The following is a 26,668-nucleotide window of genomic DNA, read 5'->3' as shown; positions in this document are numbered from 1 at the left end:
ACCACCTGTTCCGCCGCTCGGCGCCCGTCTCGACCACGGCCCCTGGGCGCAGGCCACGGTGCCCTTCACCGAGCGCTCATTTCTCGTGCTGTACACCGATGGGCTGGTCGAGCGCCGGGACGAAGACATCGACACCGGCCTTGCCCGGCTCGCCGCCTCCCTGACCCGGCACCGCGGAGCCGGGGCCGAAGTCCTCGCTGAGGCCCTGCCGGCGGATCTGCTGCCATCGGCGGGCGCCGACGACGACACGGCCCTCGTCGTCGGCCCGCTGCAGGAGCCTGTCCGCCCGCGTTCCGCGCCCCGGACGACGGGGCCCGGGACGCGGTGCGTGACAGGTCTGCGGGCCTACTCGGGCGCCTCGATCGTCACCGGCTTGCCCAGGTCGTAGAAGTGCTGCGTGGTCGTGCTCATCACGCCGCCCGTCCGGGACTCGGCCTGACCGCCGTAGGGCGTGAAGTCGTCCCCGAACCAGAGAATGTGCTCCCGCACGGCCGCGCCCAGGAACGTGTACGGCTCCTTGTTCACGATCCGCCACGCCGTGACGTCCTCCCCGTTCTCCAGGGAGACCACGGGCCGCTCCTGCTCGACGGTCCACTCCGGCGCCGACGCGATCATCTGCGCCGTCATCTCCGGATCGGCGAGCGCGCGGTAGAGCTTCCCCGTGGCGGCCACGATCTGCTCCTGCGGGTCACTGCTGTTCTTGTCCCCCTTGACCCACTTGCCGAGCCCTGGTGTCTTGATCCACTCGTCCTCGCCCTTGAAGACGTACGCCTTCTCCCCCTCCGGCCCCGTCATCGAGCCGGCCAGCGCGGGCTCGTCCCCGAAGATGAACCGCGAGGTCCCCGACTCGTCCCCCGACTGCACGGACTCCGTCCCCGATCCGTACGCCTTCAGGGCGGCCACCAGACACTTCGACAGGGCCGAACCAGCGAGGGTCGTACCGCCCTTGAGCTGGAGTCCGTCGCACTCGGCCGGGGTGGCGAAGGCCGGGGAAGACTCCTTCGGGCTGTCGCTCCCGTGCGTGGGCCGGTCGGAAGACGATTCCGAACGCGTCGGCTCGGCCGACCCGTTCGACGAGGAGCAGCCGGCCAGGAGGCCGACTGCGAGGAGGCTTCCTATGTACACGTAGGGGCGCAGACGTCGAGGTCTCATGTTGTTCGAACTCCATAGGTCACGGGCGGCCCGCGACCGCGGACCGTCCTCTGGGCTCTCGCAAGTGAATCCACAGCCCGGCACCACTGGTTGTGAAGGTGTTCGTTTCACGGACCGCAGGTGCTGGCCCCGGCATCCTAGCGATCGGGGCAGAAACCCTATTTCACCTGCCGACCCGGCCGGCCGGACCGCCGAGTTCGAGCGGCTGGTTTCCCTGGCGGCCGGCACGTCGACCGGGACCTGTACCCGGACGACCCCGACTTCATCGTACTCACCGACCCCGAGGGCCAACCGCTTCTGCGTCCCCCGCCTCTTGTCTGATGAAGCGTCAGGTACGACGATGGCCCCGCGCCCCGTCAGGTGACGGTGTGTCAGATCATTTCGGGAGGAGGCCGCACGGTGCCGATATCGACCGCCGGGCCGCTGTCGTACGGGATGCAGCTGCCGATCCAGTCGCAGAGCACCATCTACGCCGAGGGGTGGGAGGCGGCGGCCACCCCGGCCGACCTCGCCGCGATCGCCCGCACCGCCGACCGCACCGGCTTCGCCTATCTGGCGAGCTGCGACCACGTCGCGATCCCGCGCAGGCTCGCCGGGGTCATGGGCACCGTCTGGTACGACCCGGTCGCCACCCTGGCCTTCCTGGCCGGGACCACCGAGCGGGTCCTGCTGATGAGCCATGTCGCCGTCGTCGGGCTGCGCCACCCGCTGGCCACCGCCAAGCAGTACGCCACCCTCGACCACCTCAGCGGCGGCCGGCTGATCCTCGGGGTCGGGGCCGGGCACGTGCCGGAGGAGTTCGAGGCGCTCGGGGCGGACTTCGACGGGCGGGGCGCCGTGCTCGACGAGACCATCGACGCGCTGAAGGCGGCCCTCGGCCCGGAGGAGTACCCGGAGTTCGCGGGGGAGCGGTTCTCCTTCGGCGGCCTCGGGCAGCTGCCCCGGCCGGCCCAGGAGCGGGTGCCGGTCTGGGTGGGTGGCTCCTCGCCGGCCGCCGTGCGCCGGGCGGCCGTGCGGGGCGACGGCTGGCTGCCGCAGGGTGATCCCCGGGAGAAGCTGCCCGCGCAGATCGCCCGGCTGAAGCAGCTGCGGGAGGCGGCCGGGGTCGAGGCGCCGATCGTCATCGGTGCGATCACCGAGCCGCTGTACGTCGGTGAGCCGGCGTGGTCCGTCGGGCGGCGCACCCTCACCGGGAAGCCGGAGGCCGTCGCCGAGTCGCTGCGCGCGTACCGGGCCATGGGCGTCCACCAGATCCAGGTGCGGTTCCGCAGCCGGAGCCGCAGCGAACTGACCGACCAGATGGCGGTGTTCGCCGCCGAGGTCGCACCCCATCTCGACAGGTAGGAGTCAGGCCATGGGCAAGCTGGACGGGCGGACCGTACTCATCAGCGGTGCGGCACGCGGGCAGGGCGAGCAGGAGGCGCGGCTCTTCGCCGCGGAGGGTGCGCGGGTGGTGATCGCCGATGTGCTCGACGAGCAGGGCGAGGCGCTGGCCAAGGAGATACGGGAGGAGCTGGGGGCGGACGTCGCCCGGTTCGTCCGTCTCGATGTGAGCCGGGAGGAGGACTGGCAGGCCGCGGTCGCCGCCGCCAAGGACGCCTTCGGGCGGATCGACGGTCTGGTCAACAACGCGGGGATCCTCCGGTTCAACGAGCTGGTGTCCACGCCGCTGGAGGAGTTCCAGCAGGTGGTGCAGGTCAATCAGGTGGGCGCTTTCCTCGGGATCAAGAACGTCGCGCCGGAGATCGAGGCCGCGGGCGGCGGGACCATCGTCAACACCGCCTCGTACACGGGGCTCACGGGCATGGCGTTCGTGGGCGCGTACGCCGCCACCAAGCACGCGGTGCTCGGGCTGACCCGGGTGGCGGCGGTGGAGCTGGCCGCGAAGGGGATACGGGTCAACGCCGTCTGCCCCGGGGCCGTGGACACCGCGATGACCAACCCGGCGGCGCTGGACCCGGACGCGGACCCGGAGGAGTCGAAGGCGGCGGTGGCCGAGCTGTACCGCAAGCTCGTGCCGCTGGGCCGGATCGGGCAGCCGGAGGAGGTGGCGGCGCTGGCGCTCTTCCTGACCTCCCAGGACTCCTCGTACATCACCGGGCAGCCGTTCGTCATCGACGGGGGATGGCTGGCGGGCGTCAGTCTGTTCTGACCTGAGCTGACGATGCGTCAGGTATTGACGGGTACGGGTGCCGGTGGAACAGTCGGACGCATCACGATCTGACGGAGTGTCAGAAACGATTGAGGACGGTGAACCCCCTTGGAATTCGGGCTCTTTGTACAGGGGTACGTGCCCGCCGCGCGGGCCAAGGTCGACCCCGGGGCAGAGCACAAGGCGCTGATCGAGGAGACCGAGTACGTCATCCAGGCGGACAAGTCCGGCTTCAAGTACGCCTGGGCCTCCGAGCACCACTTCCTGGAGGAGTACTCGCACCTCTCGGCCAACGACGTGTACCTGGGCTACCTCGCCCACGCCACCGACCGCATCCACCTCGGATCCGGAATCTTCAACCCGCTCGCCCCGGTCAACCACCCGGTGAAGGTGGCCGAGAAGGTCGCCATGCTCGACCATCTCTCCGAGGGACGCTTCGAGTTCGGCTCGGGGCGCGGGGCCGGCAGCCACGAGATCCTCGGGTTCATGCCGGGCATCACCGACATGAACCACACCAAGGAACTCTGGGAAGAGACCATCGCCGAGTTCCCCAAGATGTGGCTCCAGGACGAGTACGTCGGCTTCCAGGGCAAGCACTGGTCGCTGCCGCCGCGCAAGATCCTGCCCAAGCCGTACGGGAAGTCGCACCCGGCGATGTGGTACGCGGCCGGCTCGCCGTCCTCGTACGCGATGGCGGGCAGGAAGGGGCTCGGCGTGCTGGGCTTCAGCGTGCAGAAGGTCTCCGACATGGAGTGGGTCGTCGAGTCCTACAAGACGGCCGTCAAGGAGGCCGAGCCCGTCGGGGACTTCGTCAACGACAACGTCATGGTCACCTCCACGGCCATCTGCGCCGAGACGCACGCCAAGGCCGTCGAGATCGCGGTGGGCGGCGGGCTGAACTACTTGCAGTCGCTGCTCTTCCGCTACCACGACACGTTCCCCCGGCCGGAGGGGATACCGGAGTGGCCCGAGCTGCTCCCGGAGTACACCGAGGAGATCATCGAGCTGCTGATCGCCGAGGAGCTGATGATCTGCGGCGATCCGGACGAGGTGCTGGCGCAGTGCAAGCGGTGGGAGCAGGCGGGGGCGGACCAGCTGAGCTTCGGGCTGCCGATCGGGGTGAGCCGTCAGGACACGCTGAACTCGATCAAGCTGATCGGTGAGCACGTGATCCCGAAGATCGACACGGACCCGGTCCACCGGACCTCGCGCTTCCGCGACGCGGCGTAGCGGTTCCGGGGGCCCCGCCCCCGGAACTCCGCTCCTCGACCGCCGGAGGGGCCGGACCCCGCCCCGGCCGGGCCCGGCCCGCCCCGCCGAAAGCTGCGGCGTCTTCCCGGACCGCCGCTCCGTGGGGCCGGGGTGCGTACCGCGGCCGTGCGCACCCCGGCCGCACACCCACCACAGAAGGGAACCCCGTCATGCTCGACCACCTCATCCGCGGAGCGACCGTCGTGGACGGCACCGGCGGGCCCTCGTACCCCGCCGACATCGGCATCCGTGACGGCCGCATCGCCGTCGTCGCCGAACCGGGCACGCTCACCGAGGAGGCCGTCACCGCCGAGGACGCCACCGGTCTCGTCCTCGCGCCCGGATTCGTCGATCCGCACACCCACTACGACGCCCAGCTCTTCTGGGACCCGTACGCCACCCCGTCCATGAACCACGGCGTCACCACCGTCGCCGGAGGCAACTGCGGGTTCACCCTCGCCCCGCTGCACCCCGAGCGCCCCGAGGACGCCGACTACACCCGCCGGATGATGTCGCGGGTGGAGGGCATGGCCCTCAAGGCGCTGGAGGAGGGCGTCGACTGGAGCTGGTCCAGCTTCCGTGAGTACCTCGACGCCCTCGAAGGGCGGATCGCCGTCAACGCCGGGTTCATGGTCGGGCACTGCGCCCTGCGCAGGCACGTCATGGGCGCCGACGCGGTCGGCGGACAGCCCACCCCCGCACAGCTCCACGCCATGCTCGCGCTGTTCCACGACGCGATGGACGCCGGGGCCTGGGGGCTGTCCACCACCCAGTCCGCCACCCACTCCGACGGCGACGGTCAGCCCGTCGCCTCCCGGCACGCGCTCCCCGAGGAGCTCCTCGCCCTCTCCCGGGCCGTCGGCGAACACGAGGGCACCCAGCTCGAAGCGATCGTCGCGGGCTGCCTCGACCAGTTCTCCGACGAGGAGATCGAGCTGCTCGTCGACATGACCGCCACCGCCGGACGCCCGCTGAACTGGAACGTCCTCACCATCGACGCCGCCGTCCCCGAACGCGTACCGCGTCAGCTCGTGCCCAGCGAACGGGCCCGCCGGGCCGGAGGCCGGATCGTCGCGCTCACCATGCCGATCCTCACCCCGATGAACATGTCGCTCGGCACCTTCTGCGCGCTCAACCTCATACCCGGCTGGGGCGAGATCCTCGCCCTCCCCGTCCCCGAGCGCATCGAACGGCTCCGCGACGCCGCCACCCGCGCCGAGATGCTGCGCCGCGCAGACAGCAAGGAGGCCGGGGTCTTCCGCCGCCTCGCCGACTTCGGCCGGTACGTCATCGGCGACACCTACAGCGAGGCCAACGAAGGACTGACCGGCCGTGTCGTGCGCGACATCGCCGCCGAACGCGGTCTGGACCCCTTCCACTGCCTCGTCGAGATATGCGCCGCCGACGAACTGCGCACCGTGCTGTGGCCGATGCCCACCGACAACGACCCCGCGTCCTGGGCGCTGCGCCGCGAGACCTGGGAGCACGAGGACGTGATGCTCGGCGGCTCCGACGCGGGCGCGCACCTGGACCGGATGTGCGGTGCCCCGTACACCACCCGGTTCCTCGGCGACTGCCTGCGCGGACGCAAGCTCGTCCCCCTGGAGCGGGCCGTGAAGATGCTCACCGACGACCCCGCCCGGCTCTTCGGGCTCCGCGACCGGGGCCGGATCGAGGAGGGCTTCCACGCCGACCTCGTCCTCTTCGACCCGGAGCGCATCGACGCCGGCCCCGCCACCCTCGTCCACGATCTGCCCGGCGACAGCCCCCGGCTCGACTCCCGGGCGATCGGCATCGTGTCGGTCCGGGTCAACGGGGTGGAGACGCTGCGCGACGACAAGGTGACCGGCGCGGTGCCGGGAACGGTGCTCCGTTCCGGCCGCGACACCAGGACGGTGAGCACGGCATGAGCGACGACAAGAAGCGCCGCCTGTTCATCGGCGGCCGGTGGACCGAACCCGAGCACGGCCACTACGAGGTGATCGACCCGGCCACCGAGGAGGTGGTGGGCCTCGCCCCCGAGGCGAGCCGCGAGCAGGTCCACGCGGCGGCGGCCGCGGCCCGGGAGGCCTTCGCCGGCTGGTCGCGCACCCGCCCCGAGGAGCGGGCCGAGATCCTCGACCGGGCCGCCGGCCTGATGCTGCGCGACCTCGCCGACCACGCCGCGCTCGCCCGCGCGGAGAGCGGCGCCACCACCGCGACGGCCCGGGGCATGCAGGTCGCCGTGGGTGCCTCCCGCTTCCGCCGGTACGCCAGGGGTGCCCTGGAGCCGGTGGAGGAGGCGGTCGCGCCGCAGATCAACGAGGCCGGGCCGATGGGGCGGGCCGGGGTCTTCGGGGCGCTCGCCGTGCGCCAGCCGGTCGGCGTCGTCACCTGCATCACCTCGTACAACAACCCCTGGGCCAACCCGGCGGGCAAGGTGGCGCCCGCGCTGGCGATGGGCAACACGGTCGTCGTGAAGCCCGCCCCGCAGGACCCGCTCTCCGTCTACCGGATGGCCGAGGCGCTCGAAGCGGCGGGCGTCCCGGCGGGCGTCGTCAACGTCGTCACCGGATCGGGCCCCGAGGCGGGGGAGGCCGCCGTCGACTCGCCGGACGTCGACATGGTCAGCTTCACCGGTTCCACGGCCGTCGGGCAGCGCATCGCCGAGGTGTGCGGGCGGTCCATGAAGCGGCAGCTGATGGAGCTGGGCGGCAAGGGCGCCGCCGTCGTCCTGGACGACGCGGACCTGGACTCGGCGGTGGCGGGGATCGGCACCACGTTCTCCTTCTACAGCGGCCAGATCTGTACGGCCCCGACCCGGGTCCTCGTCCAGCGCGGCGTCCACGACGCGCTGCTGGGGAAGCTCGCCGCGTACGCGGACCGTCTGAAGGTGGGCGATCCGGCGGCCAGGGGCACGGTCGTCGGACCGGTCATCTCGGCCGCCCACCGCGACCGCGTCGAGTCCTACGTCGAGCTGGGCCGGAAGGAGGGGGCGAGGGTCGTCACGGGCGGCGAACGCCCGGCCGGGCCGGAGCGCGGTTTCTACGTCGCCCCGACCCTGCTCGCCGACTGCACCAACGACATGCGCGTCGTGCGCGAGGAGATCTTCGGCCCGGTCGTCGTGGTCGTCCCCTTCGACGACGAGGAGGAGGCCGTCGCGCTCGCCAACGACAGCGACTACGGACTGATCGACTACGTCTGGTCCTCGGACGTGGCCCGCGCCTTCCGGGTGGCCCGGCGGCTGCGCGCCGGCGGGGTCGGCGTGAACACCGTCGGGCGGAACATGGAGGCCCCGTTCGGCGGGTTCAAGAAGAGCGGTGTCGGGCGCGACGTCGGCTCGTACGCCCTGCACGCGTACAGCGAACTCCAGTCGATCGTCTGGCCCGGCTGAACCGGCACGCGACCGTGGGTGTCCGCTGAGCGGACACCCACGGGAAAATTTGAACCCACACAAAACGGACAGTGCTGCGGTTCCCGTACGGTGTCGCGATCGAGCCTCGGCCTCGTATCGGAAGGTGATGTTCGCGAACGGCCTTCAATTAATGAAGGTCTTTCCGTATTGTTGCCTGGAATTCAAGGGTGAGACGCCGGAGTCTCACCCTCCGAATGTGGAAATCGCAGCGTTTATCGTCCTTTTCATGACTCAGCTGGACGTGCGGCCACCGGCCGAAGACGCGGGACGGGGCTCCGCCCCGGCCGACAGAGGGGTGCGCGGCAAGGGCCTCGGCGGGAACTCCGTCGGCCTGATGGGCAGCGCCGTCATCGGCATCTCCACCGTCGCCCCCGTCTACTGCCTCACCTCCACCCTCGGCTCCACCGCGGGCGAGGTCGGCGTGCAGATGCCCGCCGTCTTCCTGGCCGGCTTCCTGCCGATGCTGCTCGTCGCCTTCGCGTACCGCGAGCTCAACAAGGCCATGCCGGACTGCGGCACCTCCTTCACCTGGACGGTGAAGGCGTTCGGCCCGCGCGTCGGCTGGATGTGCGGCTGGGGCCTGGTCATCGCGACGATCATCGTCCTGTCGAACCTGGCGGGCGTCGCCACCTCGTACTTCTGGCTCCTGGCGGGCGAGATCACCGGCAACGACTCGATCGCCGCCCTGGACGACAGCAAACCCGTCCACATCGTGACCTGTCTGGCCCTGATCGCGGTCGCCACGGCGATCAGCTACCGGGGGATGACGGCCACCAAGGGCCTCCAGTACGCACTGGTGGGGCTCCAACTGGTCGTCCTCGCGGTGTTCGTGGCGATGGCCGTGCAGAAGGCGCACAGCGGTGAGTTCGCCTCGTCGCTCGACTTCTCCTGGTCCTGGCTGAACCCGTTCGCCGTGCAGTCCTTCGCCGCGTTCACCGCCGGTCTGTCGCTGTCGATCTTCATGTTCTGGGGCTGGGACGCCTGTCTGACGGCCAACGAGGAGACCACCGGCAGCGAGAAGACCCCCGGGCGGGCCGCGCTCATCGCGATGGTCGTGCTGGTCGGCTCCTACCTGGCGACCGGCGTCGCCGCCCAGATGGCCGTCGGCTCCGGCACCTCCGGTCTGGGCCTGGCCAACCCCGGCACCTCCGACAACGTCTTCGCCGCGCTGGCCGGCCCGGTCATGGGCCCCGGTCTCGGCATCCTGCTCTTCGTCGCCGTGCTCGCCTCGGCCGCCGCGAGCCTGCAGACCACCTTCATCCCGGTGGCCCGCACCGTGCTCGCGATGTCCACCTACGAGGCCCTGCCCGCCTCGTACGCCCGGGTCCACCCGCGCTTCCGTACCCCGGGAAGGGCCACGATCACCGCCGGTGTCGCGACCGGTGTCTTCTACACGGTCATGACCCTGGTCAGCGAGCACGTCCTGGTCGACACGATCTACGCGCTCGGCCTCATGATCTGCTTCTACTACGCGCTGACGGCCTTCGCCTGCGTCTGGTTCTTCCGCGCCGACCTGACCCGCTCCTTCCGCGACCTGGTCTTCAAGGGCCTGTTCCCGGGCGTCGGCGGCATCCTGCTCACCGCGGTCTTCGGCAAGACCCTCTACGACATGTGGGACCCGGCGTACGGCTCGGGCTCGTCGGTCTTCGGGGTCGGCTCGGTGTTCGTCATCGGTGTCGGGCTGCTGGTGCTCGGTGTGGCGCTGATGCTGGTGATGCAGCGCCGCAGCCCGGCGTTCTTCCGCGGCGAGGTGCTGACCAAGGAGACCCCGGCCCTGGTCGTCGAGGACTGACGCCCCGGCGGGGGGCGGGTGCGGAAATCCCCGTGCGTGCGCGTACGGGGACGGGCTAGGGTCCCCGGCATGTACTTCATGCATCAGATCTACGGCTGACACGCGGGCGGGGCACGTACCCCGTCCCGCCGGGTCCGAAGTGCGCCCACGGTGATGTCCGCCCGTGGCCGGCGCACCGGACCGCTGTGTCCTGTTCTCCGTAGACCTGAAATGAGTGATTCTCCATGTCACGTCGTCGTGCCCATGTCGCGATGATCGGCATCCCCGCCGTCAGCCATGTCCTGCCCAGCCTTGAGATCATCCGTGAGCTGGTGGCCCGGGGCCACCGGGTGACCTACGCCAACGACCCGGCGGTGGCCGGGCTGATCGAGGCCACCGGCGCCGAGTTCGTCCCCTGCGCGTCCGTGCTGCCGGTCGCCGACAACGACTGGCCCGAGGACCCCGTGGACACGATGGGTGTCTTCCTCGACGACGCGGTCCAGGCGCTTCCGCAACTGCGTGCCGTCTACGACCGCGACCCCGCGGACCTGTACCTCTACGACATCGGCGCCTACCCCGCCCGAGTCCTCGCCGAGACGCAGGAGCGCCCCCTCGTGCAGCTGTCCCCGACCTATGTGGGCTGGGAGGGCTACGAGGAGGAGATCGCGGCGCAGCTGTGGCAGCTGCCGGGTGCCGACGCGTACCGGGCGAGGTTCACCCGGTGGCTCGCCGACTGCGGGGCGTCCACCACCGACATGGACGCCTTCTGCGGCCGGCCCGCCCACACCCTGGCGACGATCCCGAAGGCGATGCAGCCGCACGCCGACCGGGTCGACACCAGCACGGTCACCTTCGTCGGCCCCTGCTTCGGCACGCGGACGCAGGACGGCTGGACGCGTCCGGCCGACGCGGAGAAGGTGCTGCTGGTCTCGATGGGCTCGGCGTTCACACGGCTGCCCGAGTTCTACCGCCGGTGCCTGGCCGCGTTCGGCGACCTGCCGGGCTGGCACGTGGTGCTTCAGATCGGGAAGTACACCGATCCGGCGGAGCTGGGCGCCGTCCCGTCCAATGTCGAGGTGCACTCCTGGGTGCCCCAGCTCGCGATCCTGGAGCAGGCCGACGCCTTCGTCACCCACGCGGGCATGGGCGGCAGCAGCGAGGGGCTGTACACCGGTGTGCCGATGATCGCGGTGCCCCAGGCCGCCGACCAGCCCACCAACGCAGACCGGCTGGTCGAGCTGGGGGTGGCCCGCCGCATCGACACCGAGGACGCCACCGCCGAGTCCCTGCGGACCGCCCTGCTGGAACTCGCCGCCGACCCGGAGGTGGCCCGCCGCTCGGCAGAGCTGCGCGCCGCCGCACGGGCCGAGGGCGGCACCACGCGCGCCGCCGACCTCATCGAGGAACTGCTGGGCTGACCGGCCGCCCCGGCGGCTTCCTCAGACGTGGGCCGTGACGTCGTCCACGATGTGCTTGTCCAGTGCGACGCGCACCAGGGCCGCCGCGAGCACGGCGATCCCGTGCCCGTCCGTCTGCCCGCCCCGGCCGGCCCCTCGCGCCGGCCGGGGCGGCTCGGCCGCCTCCGCCAGCCTCGCCAGTTCTGCCGGGGAGGCGGGCAGCCCCAGCCGTGCGGCGCCCTGGAGGGCCTTCCCGTCCACGTACGGCGCCGTCTCCGGCCATACGGCCTGCACCTCGCGTACGAAGATGTCCGCGCCGGCCGGGCCGATGCCCGGGGTCCGGCGCAGCCCGGCCCGCAGGGTGTCCAGGTCGCCGTCGGCCTCCGCGCGCAGCCGCCGCAGGTCGCCCCCGTACTCGTCGAGCAGCAGCCGTGCCCCGTCGCCGAGCTGGGTGGCGGTCCGTTCGTCGTAGCGCCGGTAGCCGCCCTCGCCCAGCGCGTCCACCCGCTGCTGCCAGCTCGCCGCGGCCATCCGGTGCGGCGAGCGCATGCCGTGGTCGAACAGGGCGCGCGCCGCCGACACCGCCACGGAGGCGCGGATGCGGGCGCTCAGCAGATCGCTGAGGACGAGGAGTTGGTACAGCGGCTGCGGGGTGTTGCGCAGCCGGATCCCGGCCTCGGCCGCGTACGTGGTTCCGTGGCGGGCGAGCAGGACCGCCACGGTGTCGCGGGCGGTCACGGGGGCCCGCTTCCCTCCTCGGCCGCGACCTGGGCCAGGGTGCGGCCGGTGCGGGCCGAACGCGCGAGGTAGGGGTCCGGCGCCTCGGGGCCGTCATGGGTGGCCTGCCCGTCCTTGGCCTTGATCAGCATCCACACCTCCTCGCCCGGGGCGTCGCCGCCCTTGAAGCGGGTGAGGGCGAACTCGCCGTGCAGCTTGGTCCCGTCGAGCCAGAACGTCGCGTGCCCGTCCTCCAGGGACTGCTCGAACGGCACCGGCGCGCCCGACCGGTCGTGGCTGAGCGGCCGGTAGGTGCCCTGGTCCCAGACGATCACCGTGCCGCCGTCGTACGCGCCCTTCGTGATGACGCCCTCGAAGGTGCGGTACTCCAGCGGGTGGTCCTCGGTCGGGACGGCCAGCCGCCGCTCGCGCGGATTCTCCGAGGGGCCGCGCGGCACGGCCCAGGACTTCAGTACGCCGCCGACCTCCAACCGGAAGTCGAAGTGCATGTGCCGTGCCTGGTGGATCTGCACGACGAAGCAGGGCGCCGCGCCGGCCCGTGCCCCGTCGCCCGTCCGGTCGCCGTTGCGCGTCCGGTCCTCGTTGTCGCCGGTCGCATTCATCCGGACACCTCCTACGGCAGCCCCCGCCCGGTGCTCCTTCCACTGTGACGCCCCCGGCGGTGAGGCGCACCGGGACGGGTTCCGGACCGGCCGGACCATAGGTATCTCGGCATCAAGTATCTTGACATCGAGACTGTTTTCCAGGCAGTCTTCCCCTTGCTCAAGATCTCTTGATGTCAAGACATGCCTGTGGGCAGGTCGGAGGGGGCGCGTGATGCGGCGAGGCGAAGAGGGCGACAAGGGGCGAAGGGCGGGGACTTCGAAGAGCGGCCAGGGGCTGCTGGCCCAGCTGCGCGATCCACCGGGCGGCCGCGACGCGCGGATCATGCTGCTCGCGCTGGCCGTCGACCGGACCGGCTCGGGGCTCTGGGCCGCCTCCTCGGTCCTGTACCTGACCTTCGTGACGCATCTGAGCGCCCAGCAGATCGGCGTACTGCTGGGCGCGGCCGGGGTCGCGGGCATCGCCGGTTCGCCGCTGGCCGGGCGCCTGGCCGGCCGCTTCCCGGTGCGCCCGCTGCTGATCGGCTGCCACCTGCTGCGGCTGGTCACCCTCGTCCTGGTCCTGGTGTGCGCGGACTTCTCGGCGCTGCTCCCCGTGGTCGCCGTGACCTACCTGGGCGACCGGGCCGCGAAGACGCTGGAGATGCTCTTCGCCACCCGGGCCGCGGGCGAGCGGCGCGCGGCCTACCAGGCGCTGTCGCGCAGCGCGGCCAACGCGGGCTACGGCGTCGGCGCGGGCGTCGCGGCCATCGGCCTGGCGGTGGGGACCACCGACGCCTACCGCGCCCTGATCCTGGGCAACGCGCTGTCGTTCGTCGTCGCCGCCGTGCTGGTGTGGCGCACCGGTGAGCCGGGCGGGGGGTCCGTGGAGGTGGCACGGGCCGGGGGCGCGGCGCCCGGCGCCCCGGTCGCGGGCGGGCGGGAGCCGGGCCGCCCGGCCGGTCCGTGGCGGGACCGCGGCTATCTCCGGTTCGTCCTCCTGGACATCCCGATGAACCTCGACGACTCGATCCTCGCCGTCGGCCTGCCGCTCTGGCTGGTGGACCGCACCTCCGCGCCGCACGCCCTGGTCCCGGCCTTCCTGGTCATCAACACCGTGATGGTCGTGCTGCTCCAGCTGGGCGTGTCGCGGCGGGCCGAGGGTCCGCGCCGGGCGACCCGGGCGGTGCTGCTGTACGGGGTCCTGGTGTTCGTGGGCTGCGGCTTCCTGGCCGCGGCGACCCGGGGCGGGGCCTGGGTGGCCGGGGCGGTCCTGCTCGCCGCGGCGCTGCTGGTGACGCTGGCGGAGCTGATGCGCTCGGTGAGCTCGTGGGAGCTCGCGGTCCTGCTCGCACCCGAGGACGCCCGTCCCGCGTATCTGGGGGTGGCCGGGATGTCGCAGTCCATCCAGAAGTCGGCCGGGCCACCGCTGCTGACCGGCGTGGTGATGGCCGCCGGTCCGGCGGGCTGGCTGGTGCTGGGAGCGGTGGTCGCGGGACTGGCGGCGGTGCAGGGCCGGTGCTGCGCGCGGCAGCTGGGTGCCGACTCGCACGGGGCCGCTGCCGCGCTCACAGTTAGGTAGACTGACCTACCTAATCAAGGAACGGAGCGGACATGGGCGAGGCGAAGGCCGGGGAGAAGCAGCCGGTGAAGCGGCGGCGGGGCGCGGCGCGCGGGCGGATCCTCGACGCCGCGGCGCGCCGGTTCTACGCCGACGGCGTGGCCGCGACGGGCATCGACACGATCACGGCCGAGGCCGGTGTCGCCAAGATGAGCCTCTACAACAACTTCGACTCCAAGGCCGATCTCGTCCGCGCCTATCTGGAGGCCAGGCACGAGGAGTGGCTCGGCCTCTACCGGCACCGGCTGGCCGGGGCGCAGGGCCCGGCCGGTGCCGTGCTGGCCGTCTTCGACGCCTACGCCGACCACGCCGACCTCGCCTACGAGCACGGCTTCCGGGGCTGCGGACTGCTCAACGCCGCCGCCGAGCTGCCCACCGGACACGAGGGCCGGGCGGTGGTGCGCCGCCACAAGGAGCAGGTCGAGAGCCTGCTCACCGGCCACCTCCAGGAGCTGCTGCCGGGCCAGGAGGAGCGGGCCCGCGCCATGGCCGAGCACCTGGCCTTCCTCCTCGAAGGGGCCATCGTGCGCGCCGGCCTCGAAGGCGACGGCACCCGCATGCGCAGCGCCCGGGACCTGGCGGCATCCCTGGTGGGCGCCCTGTGACCGGGCCCGCCGGACGTACCGCCGGACCTGGTGTCGGCGCGCTCGCGGTCCTGCTGGCCTCGGTGCTCTGGGGCACCACGGGCACCGCGGCGACCTTCGCGCCCCAGGTCGGGCCGCTGGCGATCGGCGCCGCCGCGATGGGCCTGGGCGGTTTGCTCCAGGCCCTGATGGCCGGACGCGGCATCGCCCGGGGCCGCGTCCGGCTGAGGGCGCAGTGGCGGATTGTGCTCCTCGGGGGAGTGGGCGTGGCGCTGTATCCGCTCGCGTTCTACACGTCCATGCACCTGGCCGGTGTCGCGGTCGGCACGGTCGTCTCCATCGGCTCGGCCCCGCTGGCATCGGCCCTGATCGAGCGGCTCGCCGACGGCCGCGGCCTGTCCCGGAGGTGGATGACGGGGGCCGCCCTGGGGCTGGCCGGCACGGTGCTGCTCTGTGCGGCCGAGGCCGCGCAGGCCGGTGGCGCAGCGGGCACGGGCTCCGCCCGGCAGACCGTCGTGGGCGTGGGCCTCGGGCTGGTCGCGGGCGTGACGTACGCCGTGTACGCGTGGGCGGCGCACCGCCTCATCACCCGCGGCGTCACCTCGCGGGCGGCCATGGGCGCGGTGTTCGGCCTCGGCGGCCTGATGCTCGTACCGGTCCTGCTGGCCACCGGCGCACCGCTGGTCGCCTCCTGGGCCAACGCGGGCGTCGGGCTCTACATGGCGCTGGTCCCGATGTTCACCGGGTACGTCCTGTTCGGCTTCGGCCTGTCCCGCATCCCGGTCAGCACCGCGACGACCCTGTCCCTGCTGGAGCCGGCCGTCGCGGCCGTCTTCGCGGTCCTGGTCGTCGGCGAGCACCTCCCGGCCCTCGGCTGGACGGGCATCGCCCTCGTCATCGCCTGCCTGGGCGTGCTGACCGCTCCGTCCCGGCCCGTCCGCGTACGGGCACGCGGCGCGGTGGCCCCGGTCGCCGTTCCCGCCGGGGACGAGCGGCCCTGAGGGGACAGCCCCCAGGGCGTGTACCGGCCGTCCGCACAGTCCCGTCGTACGCGTTCCGGGCTCAGCCCAGCAGCTCACCGATCGCCGTCACCAGTGCCTCGCCCGTCTGCTGGACGGCCGTCCCGGCCACCAGCGCGGGCAGGGAACGGACCGCCATGCGCAGGGCGGGGCGGAAGCCTTCGCTCCGAGGGTCCGTCAGTGCCCCGCTCAGCGTCGTCGTCTGGTCCCGCAGGGCCTCCAGGTCCGCCAGCAGGGCCGCGTTGCGGTCGATGTCCGCGCGGAAGGAGGCCAGGAGGGCGGCGACGGAGTCGAGCGGGGCGTTCCCCTGGCCGGTGCCGGTCTGGGTGATGTGGGACAGGCGGTGGCCGACGGCGTTCTGTGCGGTGCCGGAGTTGTCGCCGCCGATGCTGATGCCGGACCCCGGGGCCCGTGCGGGCTCGGAGGGCGGGTTCCGGCGCGGAAATCCTGGGCTCATGGGTACTCCTTCGGTCGAGGCGGGCGCGGTGGGCGCGGTGGGCGCGGTCTGTGCCACCTGGGCCAGTGTCAGACCGCCCGCGAGCTGGATCCCCGCGTTGTTGTCGCCCAGCACCTGAATGCTGTTGATCACTGTGTGCCGGTCGGAGAGCGCGTCCGTCGCGAAGCCGTGCCGTTCGAGCAGGGCCTCCACGGCACCGAGGACGGCCGCCTGCATGAGTTCGACATGGCGTGCCGCATCGCTGCTCTGGTGCACATCGGGAATCGTGGGCAGGGAGAGGAGGTCACGCAGGCTCAGCGGGCCGTCGGCGTCGACCGGATCGGCCCCGGCCGGGCCGGTCTCCTTCACCAGTCCCGCCCACAGTCCCGCCATCGCGCGCAGACCTTCGAGCACCGCGGAGCCGGTGGGCTCGGGCAGCGGCAGCAGCGGTGCCATCACCTGCGGTCGCAGGGTGAGCCGCAATTCGCCGGCCTGGAGCGCCGCGTGCACGAAGAGGCTCACCACGAGCTGCCCGTGCCAGCTGACGCACTGTGCCCGCAGATACAGCCGCTCGGGCCGGCCCAGACCACCCGCCGGCTCCGACGCCCCGGCCCCGCCCCGGCCGCGCTCCAGCCACAGGGCGGCCGGCAGGGCGAGCACCTGGGCCACGGAGAAACCGGGCAGTGGCTCGGTCTCCGTGAGGTCGTCGGGCCTGCCCGCGCCCCGGCCGGCGGTGCTCATCGCGGCCTCGATGCCTGCCAGCAGTTCTGTCTCGCGCAGCGCCACGACGGGCCGGCCGGAGTGGCCGGGACGCAACGGCACGCGGATCTCCACCGCGCCCCGGGATTCTCGGCCCGCGCCGATGAACCGGCCCTGGCCGTCGTACGGCAGGGCGGTGCCGTTCTGCTGGAGACCGACCCGCTCCACGCGTCTGCGGATCCTCGGGCCGATGGAGGGCATCCGCTCCCGGGCACCACCTTCCCGGCCTGCCCGGTCGCGCGCCGACCGGGCCAGCACCGCGTCGGCGACGTACACCAGGGCGAGAGCGGACCCGAGCACCAGCAGAGGCGCGTTGTGCACCAACACCTCGTATCTGTTCTTCTGGTCCTGCGGCCCGATCAGCACGAACAGCAGGTTCGGTGCCCGGAAGGCAAGCCACAGGCAGAGCAGTGTCAGCGGTGGCCAGCTGGAGCCCAGCAGCCGGGCGAGGCAGAGCGTGGTCAGCAGGATCAGGGGCGGCAACGGTTCCCAGACCGCGACCAGGCCGAACACCGCCGTCACCGCGACCCGGCGAAGCAGCCGCCGCCGGAAGGCGCGCACCGCGTGCGTGAGGACCGGCACCAGGTCGAAGCCGTACGAGGGAACCGAGCGTGCCGGGTCGCGCAGCATCTCCCCGGCCAGCCGGGGCAGTCCCCGCCCGGCCCAGGGTGCGGCGGAGGCCGCCGGGCGGGTGTGCATCGCCATGCAGAGTTGCCGTGTGACGTCGGAACCCGCTGCCTGCGGCGGTGGCCCGCCCGCCGATAACCCTCCGGTTGCCATCCTGAATCGCTCCCCCGCGCGGCGTGTACGACCTCTGACGGGCATTGTCGCCTCACGGACCCGCTCGCGCCATGACTTCTCACCGCGGCAGGGAAGCGGAGACACACGGGCAGCCGCGGCCTGGGAGATCGGCCGGCTGCGGGCCCGCCACGGCATACGCCTGCGCACCCTGCCCAGCGCCTGAGCGGTCTGCCGCTACCCCTCCAGGAACACCGGGTTGGTGAGCGCCGCCAGGGCCCCCGGCAGCCCCGGCACCGTCGCCGGATGCCGGACCTCGGCCCGCACATAGGCCGCGTAGGCCGGGGTCGTACGCCATTCCACCGCCCCCGTGCCCGACTCGGGCAGCCCGGCCGTGAACAGCGTGCCCTGGTCGGTGACGAAGTGCGCGGTGCAGCCGGGCGCCCCGCTCACCTCCAGCCGTACCGTGACCGGGGTGTCGTCCCCGTCCACCCGCAGCCGTTCACCGATCCCGGCGTGCAGCCCGCGCCCGCCGGAGACGCCGAAGGAGAGCGTGACGGCGGAGGACTCCGCGATGTACGAGTGCCCGGCCCGGATCCCGGCCACGATCGCCTCGCGCGACAGCTCCTCGGCGAGGACGACGGTCTGCGGCAGCCCCACCACGTCCGGCTCCCGGTGGGCGTCGCTGCTGCCCATCGCCGCGACCCAAGGCTTCGACCAACGTACGGCGGCCACCAGGGAGTTGTCCCACTCGGCTAGGGCGATCTCGTCCTCCGGGGAGTACGCCCCGTTCCACACCTCCACCGCGTCCGCCTCGCCGAAGCCGAACTTCCAGTGGCAGCCGATGCAGGTGGCGTGCGGGTGGGCGGGCACCACCAGGCCGCCGGCCCGGCGCACGGCCTTGGCGTAGTGCCTGAACCGGTTGTCGCGGGCCCGGTAGCGCCAGTCCACGAACGTGCCCGGGTCGGTGGCCACCGCGAGGACATGCCCGTTGCGGGTGGTGATCTCCTCGCCGGTGAGGACGAGCAGATCGTCGCCCCACAGCCCGTCCCACGCCCCGTGCGCGGAGTACGTGTTGTGTTCGCTGCTGTTGATGAAGTCGAGCCCGGCCGCGCGCGCCGCGGCGGCGATCTCGGCAGGGGTGCGCCTGCCGTCCGAGTGCACCGAGTGCAGATGGCAGTCGCCCCGGTACCAGGCCCGCCCGCGCCCCTTCGCCCGCTCCGGCGGATACACCGGCTCCGGGGTGGTCCCGGCGGGCCCGAAGCGCAGGGTGACGGTCACCTCGTAGGGCAGCCCCTCGGGGGCGACGGTGTAGGGGCCGAGCGCGATGTTCCACGTACCGGCCCGCACCGGGCCCGCGATGTAGCCGGGCGTCGCCTCGTCCGCCCGGATGAAGAAGCTGCCGCGCGACCCGCCGGACCATCCCCGGAACCCGTGCCCGCCCAGCGCGGTGCCGCGCTCGTCGAAGATGCCGATGTCGAGGGCGTTGCCCTGCGTCCCGGCCGGCACGGGAGGCTTCTCGTACGTGTACGAGACGGCGATCTCCCGTACTCCGCGCGGCACTTCGACCGGCAGGTACACGAAGTCGGGAGACCCGGTCGGCAGGGTGCCGCGCACGGTCCTGGTCCGGTCCGTCCCGTCGTCGCCCGGGTTCGGGGTGGTGGCGTCGGCGAAGCTCACGGTGCCCAACGTTAGAGCGGTGGCGGCCGCCCCGACGAGGAGGCCGCGCCTGGCCATCGGGTGGCCTTGAGCGGAATGCGATGCGGACATGCGAGGGCTCCCCGGGTGTCGTGAGCGGCGAAGGGTGTCGCCCAGGAAGCCTGACGGCATCCGATGAACTCCGGAAGAACGCCGATGAACCGGACCGCACGGCCCCCGACGGCATACGTTGGGGCGCCAGGGCCTGTCACCGGATCACGACGGAGGTGTCTTCATATGCGGATCGCCACAACGATCTTCCTCACCGATGAGACGATCACGCCGCTGCGGCTCGCCCGCGAACTCGAACAGCGCGGCTTCGGCGGGCTCTATCTGCCCGAGCACACCCACATCCCGGCGAGCAGGGACACCCCCTACCCGATGGGCGGCGAACTCCCGCCCGAGTACGCCCGCACCCTCGACCCCTTCGTCGCCCTCGCCCAGGCCGCCGCGGTCACCGAACGCCTGACCCTGGGCACCGGCATCACGCTCGTCGCCCAGCACGACCCGATCGGCCTGGCCAAGCAGATCGCCACCCTCGACCACCTCTCCGGCGGCCGGTTCACCCTGGGCGTCGGCTACGGCTGGAACGTCGAGGAGGCCGCGGACCACGGCGTGGACTGGCCGGCCCGCCGCGACCTCGTCCGCGACCGGATGGCCGTGATGCGGGCCCTGTGGGCGGACGAACCCACGGCGTACGAGGGCGAGTTCGGCTCGGTCCGGGCCAGCCACGCGTACCCGAAGCCGGTCCAGGCACCCCGCGGCCCGGTGAACGGCCCGCGCACCCTGATCGGCGGCGCGGCGGGCCCCAGGCTGTTCGCCCACATCGCCGAGTACGCCGACGGCTGGCTCCCGATCGGCGGCGGGGGCCTGACCGAGTCCCTACCGAAGCTCCGTGAGGCCTGGGAGGCCGCGGGCCGCGACCCGAAGCACCTCCGGGTCGTCCCGTACGCGGTCCTTCCGAGCGCGGGCAAGCTGGCCCACTACGCGGACCTGGGCATCGAGGAGGTCGTGCTGCAACTGCCCCCGGCCGGCGAACCGGAGGTGCTGCGCACCCTGGACGCGTACGCGGAGTACCTCTGACGGACGGGCGGACAGGAGGGCACGGCCGCGACCCCGGCCGTGACCCCGGTTGGTTGTTGGTGCAACCATTTGCCCGCAATCGGTATCTTCCTTGGTCAGGGATCACATGCGGGCGAGTACGGGAGCGGGTCGAGGATGAACAGGCCATTGCGGCACATAGCCATATTCTGCGGGCTGCTGGTGATGGCGCTGCTGCTGCGGGCGAACTGGATCCAGTACGTCAAGAGCGAGCCCCTGGCCAATCACGAGAACAACCGCCGGGTGAAGATCGCCCAGTTCGCCACCCCGCGCGGCGACATCGTCGTGGGCAGTGAGGCGATCACCGGTTCCAAGGCGGTCGAGGGGACGGACTTCAAGTACAAGCGGACCTTCAAGCAGGGCCCGATGTACGCCCCTGTCACCGGATACGCCTCCCAGTCGCAGGGCATGTCCCTCCTGGAGAAGACGTACGACAGCATCCTCAGCGGCCAGGACGACCGCTTCGCGTTCCGGCACGCCAAGGACATCATCACCGGCGAGCAGCGGCGCGGCGGTGATGTGATCACCACGATCGACCCGAAGGCGCAGAAGGCCGGGTACAAGGGGCTGACCGACCTCGGTGCGCGGGGTGCGGTCGTCGCGCTGGAGCCGAGCACGGGGAAGGTGCTGGCCCTCGTCTCCACGCCTTCGTACGACCCGTCCGTCTTCGCCGGGAACTCGTTCAAGGAAGGCGACAAGTTCCAGGCGCTCGTCAAGGACAAGAGCAAGCCGCTGGCCAACCGCCCGCTGCGGGAGACCTTCCCGCCCGGTTCGACGTTCAAGATCCTCACGGCGGCCGCGGCCCTGGAGAACGGCGTGGTCACCGATGTCGACGCGCGGTCCGACGCCGTTTCCCCGTACCCCCTGCCGCTCTCCACGAACAAGATCGGCAGCGAGGCCGGCGACGCGGTGTGCAACAAGGCGTCCATGAAGACCGCGATGCAGTACTCCTGCAACAACGTCTTCCTCGACGCGGCGTCCAAGGTCGGCGCCGAGAAGATGCGCGAGACGGCGGAGAAGTTCGGCTTCAACGCCGATGTGTACTCCGACGAGTTCGGCGACATGCTCGCCACCAAGAGCCTCTACCCGACCGAACTGGACAAGCCCGGAACGGCGCTGACGGGCATGGGGCAGGGCAGCCTCACCAGTACACCGATGCAGATGGCGATGGTCACGGCCGCCCTCGCCAACGACGGCAAGCTGATGCAGCCGTACATCGTGGACGAGCTGCGCGGCCCCGACCTCTCGGTCCTGGAGAAGAACGAGCCGAAGCTCAAGAGCCAGGCCGTGTCCGAGGAGACGGCGAAGAAGGTCCAGGAAATGATGGAGTTCACGGCCAAGGAGGGCAGCGCCCAGCGCGCCCTGATCGACGGTGTCACGGTCGGCGGCAAGACCGGTACGGCGCAGCGCGGCGTCAATGTGAGGGACGAGGTGCCGTACGGCTGGTTCGTCTCGTACGGCAAGTCCGGCGGCAAGTCAGTGGCGGTCGCGGTGTTCATCGACCCGACGGACATGGACATCTCCCGGTCCGACATCTCCGGCGGCCGGCTGGGTGCGCCGATCGCGAAGAACGTGATGAAGGCGGTACTGGGCAAGTAGCCCGCGACCGGAACCGAAAATTCCTGGGGCGGCCCTGGACACGTGTGCGATGATCGCGTGCACTCGTCTTTACGAGTCACACACATTTCGCTTGTGTCCCGGGCCGTCCCGCGTTCGCGCGCTCGCGCGTCGTCCATGAAGCCCCCGGCAGAAGCGCACACTTCACCGGTCCGGGGGGAACGGAATGCCCAACCATCCACGTACGGCGGCGAGATCCGGGAGATCGGCCGCCGCGTCGGCGTACGCCGCGCTGTTGCTCGTCCTGTCGGTCCTGCTCTCGCTGCTGATCCCCGCGGGCGCCGCCCAGGCGTACGCCCCCGCGGCGGCGGCCGATGCCACGGCGGGCGAGGACTGTGCCACCCTGCCGCTCTCCGGCTTCGGCGAGGCCGCCCCGGCGGAGGGCAGGCCGACGATCCCGGGCGACGGCACGGTCTGCTTCACGATCACGGCCGGGGCCGCCGGGCTGCACAAGGTCGTGGTCGTCGGCGGTGCCGACGCGAGCACATACGCCCATGTCTTCGACGGCGACACGGAGATCAACTGCTACGACTCCCAGTGGGGCGCCGGCTGGTGCCGACTGCCCCGCGCGGGCGACTTCACGCTCCGGCTGACGAACAACGCGTTCGACACGAGCAAGCCCACCGTCGCCGTCGTCCCGCTCGCCACCACCGAGGGCTGCGCCCCGGAGATCGGCACCGCCTGGGACACCGCCCCCGTCGTCGGCTCGGCCGCCGGGCCGACCGCCATCCAGTGCCAGCCGTTCAACGGCAAGCCGGGCGAGCGGATCACCAACGACATCAGGACGACCGCGTCCGGCGGGAGCCTGTCGTGGATCACCGACGAGACCGGCGCCCGGATCTGCCCCCGCTTCAACGAGGACGACAGCGACGGCTGCGTACTGCCCGGCGACGGCCCCTACCGGGTCCTCTCGCAGGTCACCGAGGCCGAGCACGGCTTCCCCGCCGAGTACACCCTCACCGTCCGCCGCATCTCGGCCCCGGCCGGCTGCACCCATGCCCCCCTGAATGCGTACAACTCCGCGCCCACGACCGCGGACCCGGCCAGCGGCTGCAAGACGTTCACGGCCCCGGCCGCCGGACGCTACAACGTGTACTCCGTCAGCGACGGCACCCGTTCGACGCTCGCCGTGTACGACCGGGACGGCAAGACCGTCTGCGCCACCTGGGACGGCACCTGCGGCCTTCCCGCCGCCGGTGACTACACCGTCTTCACCGACCACCCCACTCTCATCCTCGACAGCTCCGCCACCACCGGGTGCGAGCCCGTCGAACTCGGCCTCCACCAAGGCACGTTCACTGCGGCGGGCGAGATCGACTGCCTCTCCCTGCCGCTTCCCGCGGACGCCCGCCTGGCTGTCCTGAAACCCCTCAACGGGCCGGCGCCGCGCCCCGAGGTGACCGTCGTCGACGCCGACGGCGCCCAGCGGTGCGACGGGAGCGACCTGTCGGCCGGCACGTGCGCGCTGACCGGCAAGGCCCCGTTCCGCGCCCTGGTCTCCACCGACGACTCGTCGGAGCCGACCGGCCGGTACGCCCTCGCCCTGCACCGCACCGACGCGGCGAGCGACTGCCCCGCCATCCCGGCGGGGGACTTCACCGCGACGAGCCCGGCCGCCCGGTTCTCCACCGGTGACGGTGTCTTCTCGCGCTGCCTGAGCATCCCGGCCGACGACCACGGCGCCCAGGAGAATCTCCAGCTCCAGGCGGCACCCGGCACCACGTCCACCGCCGAGTTCACCGTCCTGGACCCCCACGGCAAGCGGGTCTGCTCGATCTACTCGACCCTCTCCAGCTGGACGACCTGTGCGCTGGCCCCCGGTGTCGCCCACACCGTGCTCGTCACCGGCCGTGACACCGCCGCCGACTACACCCTGACCCGCCGCGATGTCACCGCGACCGCCAAGGGCTGCACCCCGAACCCGGTGACGAAGGTCGGCGGCCCGTCCGCCGGCGGCACCATGGGCGCCCCCGGCGAGCTGCGCTGCCGCCAGGTCACCACCGCCGACGCGAAGGACACCCTGCACATCGACGTCCGCGACGTGCTCGGCACCGCGAACGTCGTGGTGTACGACGCCGACGGCACCGCCCTCTGCAACAAGAACCAGGCGTGCGCCGTCACCGGTTCCACCCGCTACCAGGTCCTGGTCACCGTCCGGACGGGCCTGAAGGCCGCCGACTCGTACCGATTCGACGCCCTGCGCATCGCCGGTGCCGACGGACCGGCCGCCGAGTGCGAGAAGGTCGCGAGCATCGCCTACGGGTACGGCCCGATCACCGGCACCCTCGACGAGCAGCACACCGCCGTCTGCGCCGCGCTGCCCACGGCGTACCGGGACCGGTTCGACATGGCGATCAGCGACACCACGGGCGCCACCGAGACCGCGGTGCCCGCGCTGTACGACGCGAGCCTCGACAACGGCTGCACGCGGTTCATTTCCTCCGGCTACGAGTGTGCCGTGAACGAGCCGTACTCCGCCCAGCCCACCCCGAGCATCCTGGTTCTGTCGCTGCCGGAGAAGGCGTCGAAGACCTCGTACAAGGCCGAGGCGGTCTGCTCGTCCAACCTCTGCGGCACGGTGAAGGCGAGCGTCGGGTCGGTCTCCCCGACAACCGGGGCCGCCGGCGGCAAGGTCACGGTCCGGGTGACCGGCACGTCCCTGCACAAGGACGACAAGGTACAGATCCAGCTCGCCGGCAAGGTCATCGAATCGACCACCGTCGAGGTCTCGGCGGACCGGAAGACCCTGACGGCCGTCCTCGACCTGACCGGGGCCACCGTCGGCACCTGGTCCCTCAGTGTCATCACCCACATCAACTGGGAGTACGGGCAGGGCTCCTTCGAGGTCACGGCGGCCTCGCTCAGGAACAGCGCACCGCCGGCCATCGGAACCGCCGCCCGCGTCGGCGACCGCCTCACCGCGTCCACCGGCACCTGGGCCCCCGACCCGGCCTCGTACACCTACCAGTGGAACGCCGACGGCAAGCCGGTGACCGGCGCCACCGCGTCCACGTACACGGTCCCGGCGTCGCTGCTCGGCAAGAAGGTCACGGTCACCGTCACGGCCCGCCGCAGCGGCACGGCGGACGTCCCGGCCACCTCGGCGGCGCTCACGGTCGCCAAGGGCGCGGCGCCCGGGGCGACGACCGCCCCGAAGATCACCGGCACCGTGAAGGTCGGCGCCAAGCTGACCACCACGAACGGAAGTTGGACGCCCGCCGCCACCTCCTACGGCTATCAGTGGAAGGCCGACGGCAAGGCCATCAAGGGTGCTACGGCATCGACGTACACCGTCCCGGCGTCGCTGCTCGGCAAGTACCTCACCCTCACCGTCACGGCCCACCGCACCGGTCACGCCGACGGTTCCGCGACGCCCGCCCCGGTGAAGGTCGCCAAGGGCAGCGCGCCCAAGGCCACCAAGCAGCCCACGATCTCCGGCACCGCGAAGGTGGGCCGCACTCTCAAGGCCGCCCACGGCACCTGGACGCCCACCCCGACCTCGTACGGCTACCAGTGGTACGCGAACGGCAAGGCGATCTCCGGCGCGACCAAGTCCTCGTTGACGCTCAAGTCCGCGCAGCGCGGCAAGAAGATCACCGTCAAGGTGACCGCCCGCCGCACCGGCCACGCCAGTGGTACCGCGACCAGCAGGGCGACCAAGGCGGTTGCCCGCTGACGCAGTTGAGCCGAATGCCGGGCCCGGCGACAGCGGGGCGTCAGTGGAGCATCAGCGGGGCTGGTCATCATGGGGCCGCTGTGATCGTCGGCCCCCGTGGGCCGACGATCACAGCGGCGTGGTCGCGAGGAATCTTCATGGCACCCCCCGCCACGAATGCTTCGCATGCGCGCCGTCCGGAATGTGACATTCGGAGAGGGAACGTTGAGAGCAAAGATCGCCAAAATCGCGGCGGCAACATTACTGGCCGTCGGCTCCGCCGCCGTGATCGTCGCCACCGCCTCCGCCTCGGAGGACACCGACACCCCCGTCCCGGCATCGAGCGCATCGGGACTGCCGGAGCCCGGCTCCAGCCTGACCGGGTCGCCCGGTCCCACTCTCGCCCCGGAGCCGAGCGGGACCGTGGCGCCCCCGGAGCCGAGCAGCACCACAACGCCGCCGCCCCCGGAGCCGGGCCGGACAACGACGCCGCCCCCGGACCAGGGCAAGGCGACACCCCCGGAGCCGGGCCGGACATCGGGGCCGCCCGCGGAGCCGCCGTCGAACGGCAACCACGGAAGAGCGACGTACTACCAGCCCGGACTGACGGCGTGCGGCATCGTCGTCACGGACGGTGACTTGGCTGTTGCGCTCGACGCCAGCACATTCGAACCCGGGTATCCGTCTCCCTCCTGCGGCAAGAAGATCGAGATCACGCACGACGGAAAGTCCATCACCGCGACGGTAGTCGACGAGAGCCCGGGTGCGGGCTGGCATGACCTCGATCTGACGCCCGGCGCATTCGAGTCGCTCGCCTCCCTCGACCAGGGCTCGATCGACGTCGCCTGGCGTTTCGTGGGGTAACGCCGGCTCGCTCCTGAGCAGAGGCTTTCGGCGAGTCTCGCGCGGTGGGACCCGGCTCGCCGGCCTCGTCGAACTGCACGGCGACACCGCGCGCCCCGGCTGGCGGCTGCGCGCCTGGGACCGTGACGACTCCGCCGTGC

19 protein-coding genes and 1 pseudogene are annotated in these 26,668 nt (G+C 71.9%); 15 read left to right on the top strand and 5 right to left on the bottom strand.

Annotated elements, in window-relative coordinates; genetic code table 11:
- Positions 1-10: 10 nt before the first annotated feature.
- Positions 11-262: pseudogene (locus ACWCPY_RS26230) on the top strand (SpoIIE family protein phosphatase); the annotation flags it as partial.
- An 83-nt stretch (positions 263-345) separates the two neighbouring features.
- Here ACWCPY_RS26230 and ACWCPY_RS26225 read toward each other — a convergent pair.
- The gene (locus ACWCPY_RS26225; protein ID WP_451268861.1) at positions 346-1,152 is read right to left on the bottom strand and encodes a hypothetical protein; all 807 of its coding nucleotides are present in this window, start codon (positions 1,150-1,152) and stop codon (positions 346-348) included.
- 399 nt (positions 1,153-1,551) lie between these two features.
- Here ACWCPY_RS26225 and ACWCPY_RS26220 point away from each other — a divergent pair, with 399 nt between their 5' ends.
- The 7 genes from ACWCPY_RS26220 (at position 1,552) to ACWCPY_RS26190 (ending at position 11,138) form a co-directional block, all read left to right on the top strand.
- Positions 1,552-2,496: an LLM class F420-dependent oxidoreductase gene (locus ACWCPY_RS26220; protein WP_451268859.1), complete on the top strand. Its 945-nt coding sequence runs from the start codon at positions 1,552-1,554 to the stop codon at positions 2,494-2,496.
- Between the two features lie 10 nt (positions 2,497-2,506).
- Positions 2,507-3,304: an SDR family NAD(P)-dependent oxidoreductase gene (locus ACWCPY_RS26215; RefSeq protein WP_451268857.1), complete on the top strand. Its 798-nt coding sequence runs from the start codon at positions 2,507-2,509 to the stop codon at positions 3,302-3,304.
- 108 nt (positions 3,305-3,412) lie between these two features.
- On the top strand, positions 3,413-4,534 hold the full coding sequence (locus ACWCPY_RS26210; protein ID WP_451268855.1) for an LLM class flavin-dependent oxidoreductase: 1,122 nt from the start codon (positions 3,413-3,415) through the stop codon (positions 4,532-4,534).
- A gap of 191 nt (positions 4,535-4,725) precedes the next feature.
- Entirely contained in the window at positions 4,726-6,465 is a 1,740-nt protein-coding gene (locus tag ACWCPY_RS26205) for an N-acyl-D-amino-acid deacylase family protein (RefSeq protein WP_451268853.1), read from the top strand.
- On the top strand, positions 6,462-7,928 hold the full coding sequence (locus ACWCPY_RS26200) for an aldehyde dehydrogenase family protein (protein ID WP_451268851.1): 1,467 nt from the start codon (positions 6,462-6,464) through the stop codon (positions 7,926-7,928). The genes ACWCPY_RS26205 and ACWCPY_RS26200 overlap by 4 nt, the downstream gene beginning before the upstream one ends.
- A gap of 247 nt (positions 7,929-8,175) precedes the next feature.
- Positions 8,176-9,741, top strand: coding sequence for an APC family permease (locus ACWCPY_RS26195; RefSeq protein ID WP_451268849.1), 1,566 nt, complete (start codon positions 8,176-8,178; stop codon positions 9,739-9,741).
- A 224-nt stretch (positions 9,742-9,965) separates the two neighbouring features.
- Positions 9,966-11,138 carry a macrolide family glycosyltransferase gene (locus ACWCPY_RS26190; RefSeq protein WP_451268847.1) on the top strand — a complete coding sequence of 391 codons (1,173 nt, stop codon included), beginning with the start codon at positions 9,966-9,968 and terminating at the stop codon, positions 11,136-11,138.
- A gap of 21 nt (positions 11,139-11,159) precedes the next feature.
- Here ACWCPY_RS26190 and ACWCPY_RS26185 read toward each other — a convergent pair whose 3' ends face one another.
- Together ACWCPY_RS26185 and ACWCPY_RS26180 are read right to left on the bottom strand one after the other, a co-directional pair.
- The gene (locus ACWCPY_RS26185) at positions 11,160-11,855 is read right to left on the bottom strand and encodes an endonuclease (protein WP_451268845.1); all 696 of its coding nucleotides are present in this window, start codon (positions 11,853-11,855) and stop codon (positions 11,160-11,162) included.
- Positions 11,852-12,457, bottom strand: coding sequence for a DNA polymerase ligase N-terminal domain-containing protein (locus tag ACWCPY_RS26180; RefSeq protein ID WP_451268843.1), 606 nt, complete (start codon positions 12,455-12,457; stop codon positions 11,852-11,854). Before ACWCPY_RS26180 ends, ACWCPY_RS26185 begins: the two co-directional genes overlap by 4 nt.
- Positions 12,458-12,671: 214 nt before the next feature.
- Here ACWCPY_RS26180 and ACWCPY_RS26175 point away from each other — a divergent pair, with 214 nt between their 5' ends.
- The 3 genes from ACWCPY_RS26175 to ACWCPY_RS26165 are packed head-to-tail and all read left to right on the top strand — an operon-like array spanning position 12,672 to position 15,642.
- Positions 12,672-14,018, top strand: a complete 1,347-nt coding sequence (locus ACWCPY_RS26175; protein ID WP_451268841.1) for an MFS transporter — start codon at positions 12,672-12,674, stop codon at positions 14,016-14,018.
- Between the two features lie 32 nt (positions 14,019-14,050).
- Positions 14,051-14,662, top strand: a complete 612-nt coding sequence (locus ACWCPY_RS26170; RefSeq protein ID WP_451268839.1) for a TetR/AcrR family transcriptional regulator — start codon at positions 14,051-14,053, stop codon at positions 14,660-14,662.
- Complete coding sequence (locus tag ACWCPY_RS26165) at positions 14,659-15,642, top strand: DMT family transporter (protein ID WP_451268837.1); 984 nt, start codon at positions 14,659-14,661, stop codon at positions 15,640-15,642. Before ACWCPY_RS26170 ends, ACWCPY_RS26165 begins: the two co-directional genes overlap by 4 nt.
- Before the next feature lie 61 nt (positions 15,643-15,703).
- Here the strand turns inward: ACWCPY_RS26165 and ACWCPY_RS26160 are convergent, their stop codons facing one another.
- The gene (locus ACWCPY_RS26160) at positions 15,704-17,560 is read right to left on the bottom strand and encodes a hypothetical protein (RefSeq protein WP_451268836.1); all 1,857 of its coding nucleotides are present in this window, start codon (positions 17,558-17,560) and stop codon (positions 15,704-15,706) included.
- 270 nt (positions 17,561-17,830) lie between these two features.
- A complete protein-coding gene (locus ACWCPY_RS26155) occupies positions 17,831-19,363 on the bottom strand; it encodes a CehA/McbA family metallohydrolase (protein WP_451268834.1) in 1,533 nt (510 codons plus the stop codon).
- A gap of 165 nt (positions 19,364-19,528) precedes the next feature.
- On the opposite strand from ACWCPY_RS26155, the gene ACWCPY_RS26150 reads away from it, so the two are divergent.
- From ACWCPY_RS26150 to ACWCPY_RS26135, 4 genes are all read left to right on the top strand, one after another.
- Complete coding sequence (locus tag ACWCPY_RS26150; RefSeq protein ID WP_451268832.1) at positions 19,529-20,374, top strand: LLM class F420-dependent oxidoreductase; 846 nt, start codon at positions 19,529-19,531, stop codon at positions 20,372-20,374.
- A gap of 135 nt (positions 20,375-20,509) precedes the next feature.
- A complete protein-coding gene (locus ACWCPY_RS26145) occupies positions 20,510-21,991 on the top strand; it encodes a peptidoglycan D,D-transpeptidase FtsI family protein (RefSeq protein WP_451268830.1) in 1,482 nt (493 codons plus the stop codon).
- Positions 21,992-22,175: 184 nt separating this feature from the next.
- Positions 22,176-25,685 (top strand): hypothetical protein, encoded by a 3,510-nt coding sequence (locus ACWCPY_RS26140; protein ID WP_451268828.1) that lies wholly within the window; start codon positions 22,176-22,178, stop codon positions 25,683-25,685.
- Between the two features lie 204 nt (positions 25,686-25,889).
- Positions 25,890-26,528 carry an RlpA-like double-psi beta-barrel domain-containing protein gene (locus ACWCPY_RS26135; protein ID WP_451268826.1) on the top strand — a complete coding sequence of 213 codons (639 nt, stop codon included), beginning with the start codon at positions 25,890-25,892 and terminating at the stop codon, positions 26,526-26,528.
- Positions 26,529-26,668: the final 140 nt, after the last annotated feature.

This window comes from Streptomyces sp. NPDC002403 (assembly GCF_053593015.1).
The sequence above is the reverse complement of the archived record's forward strand: the minus strand, read 5'-3'. Positions and strand labels throughout refer to the sequence as shown.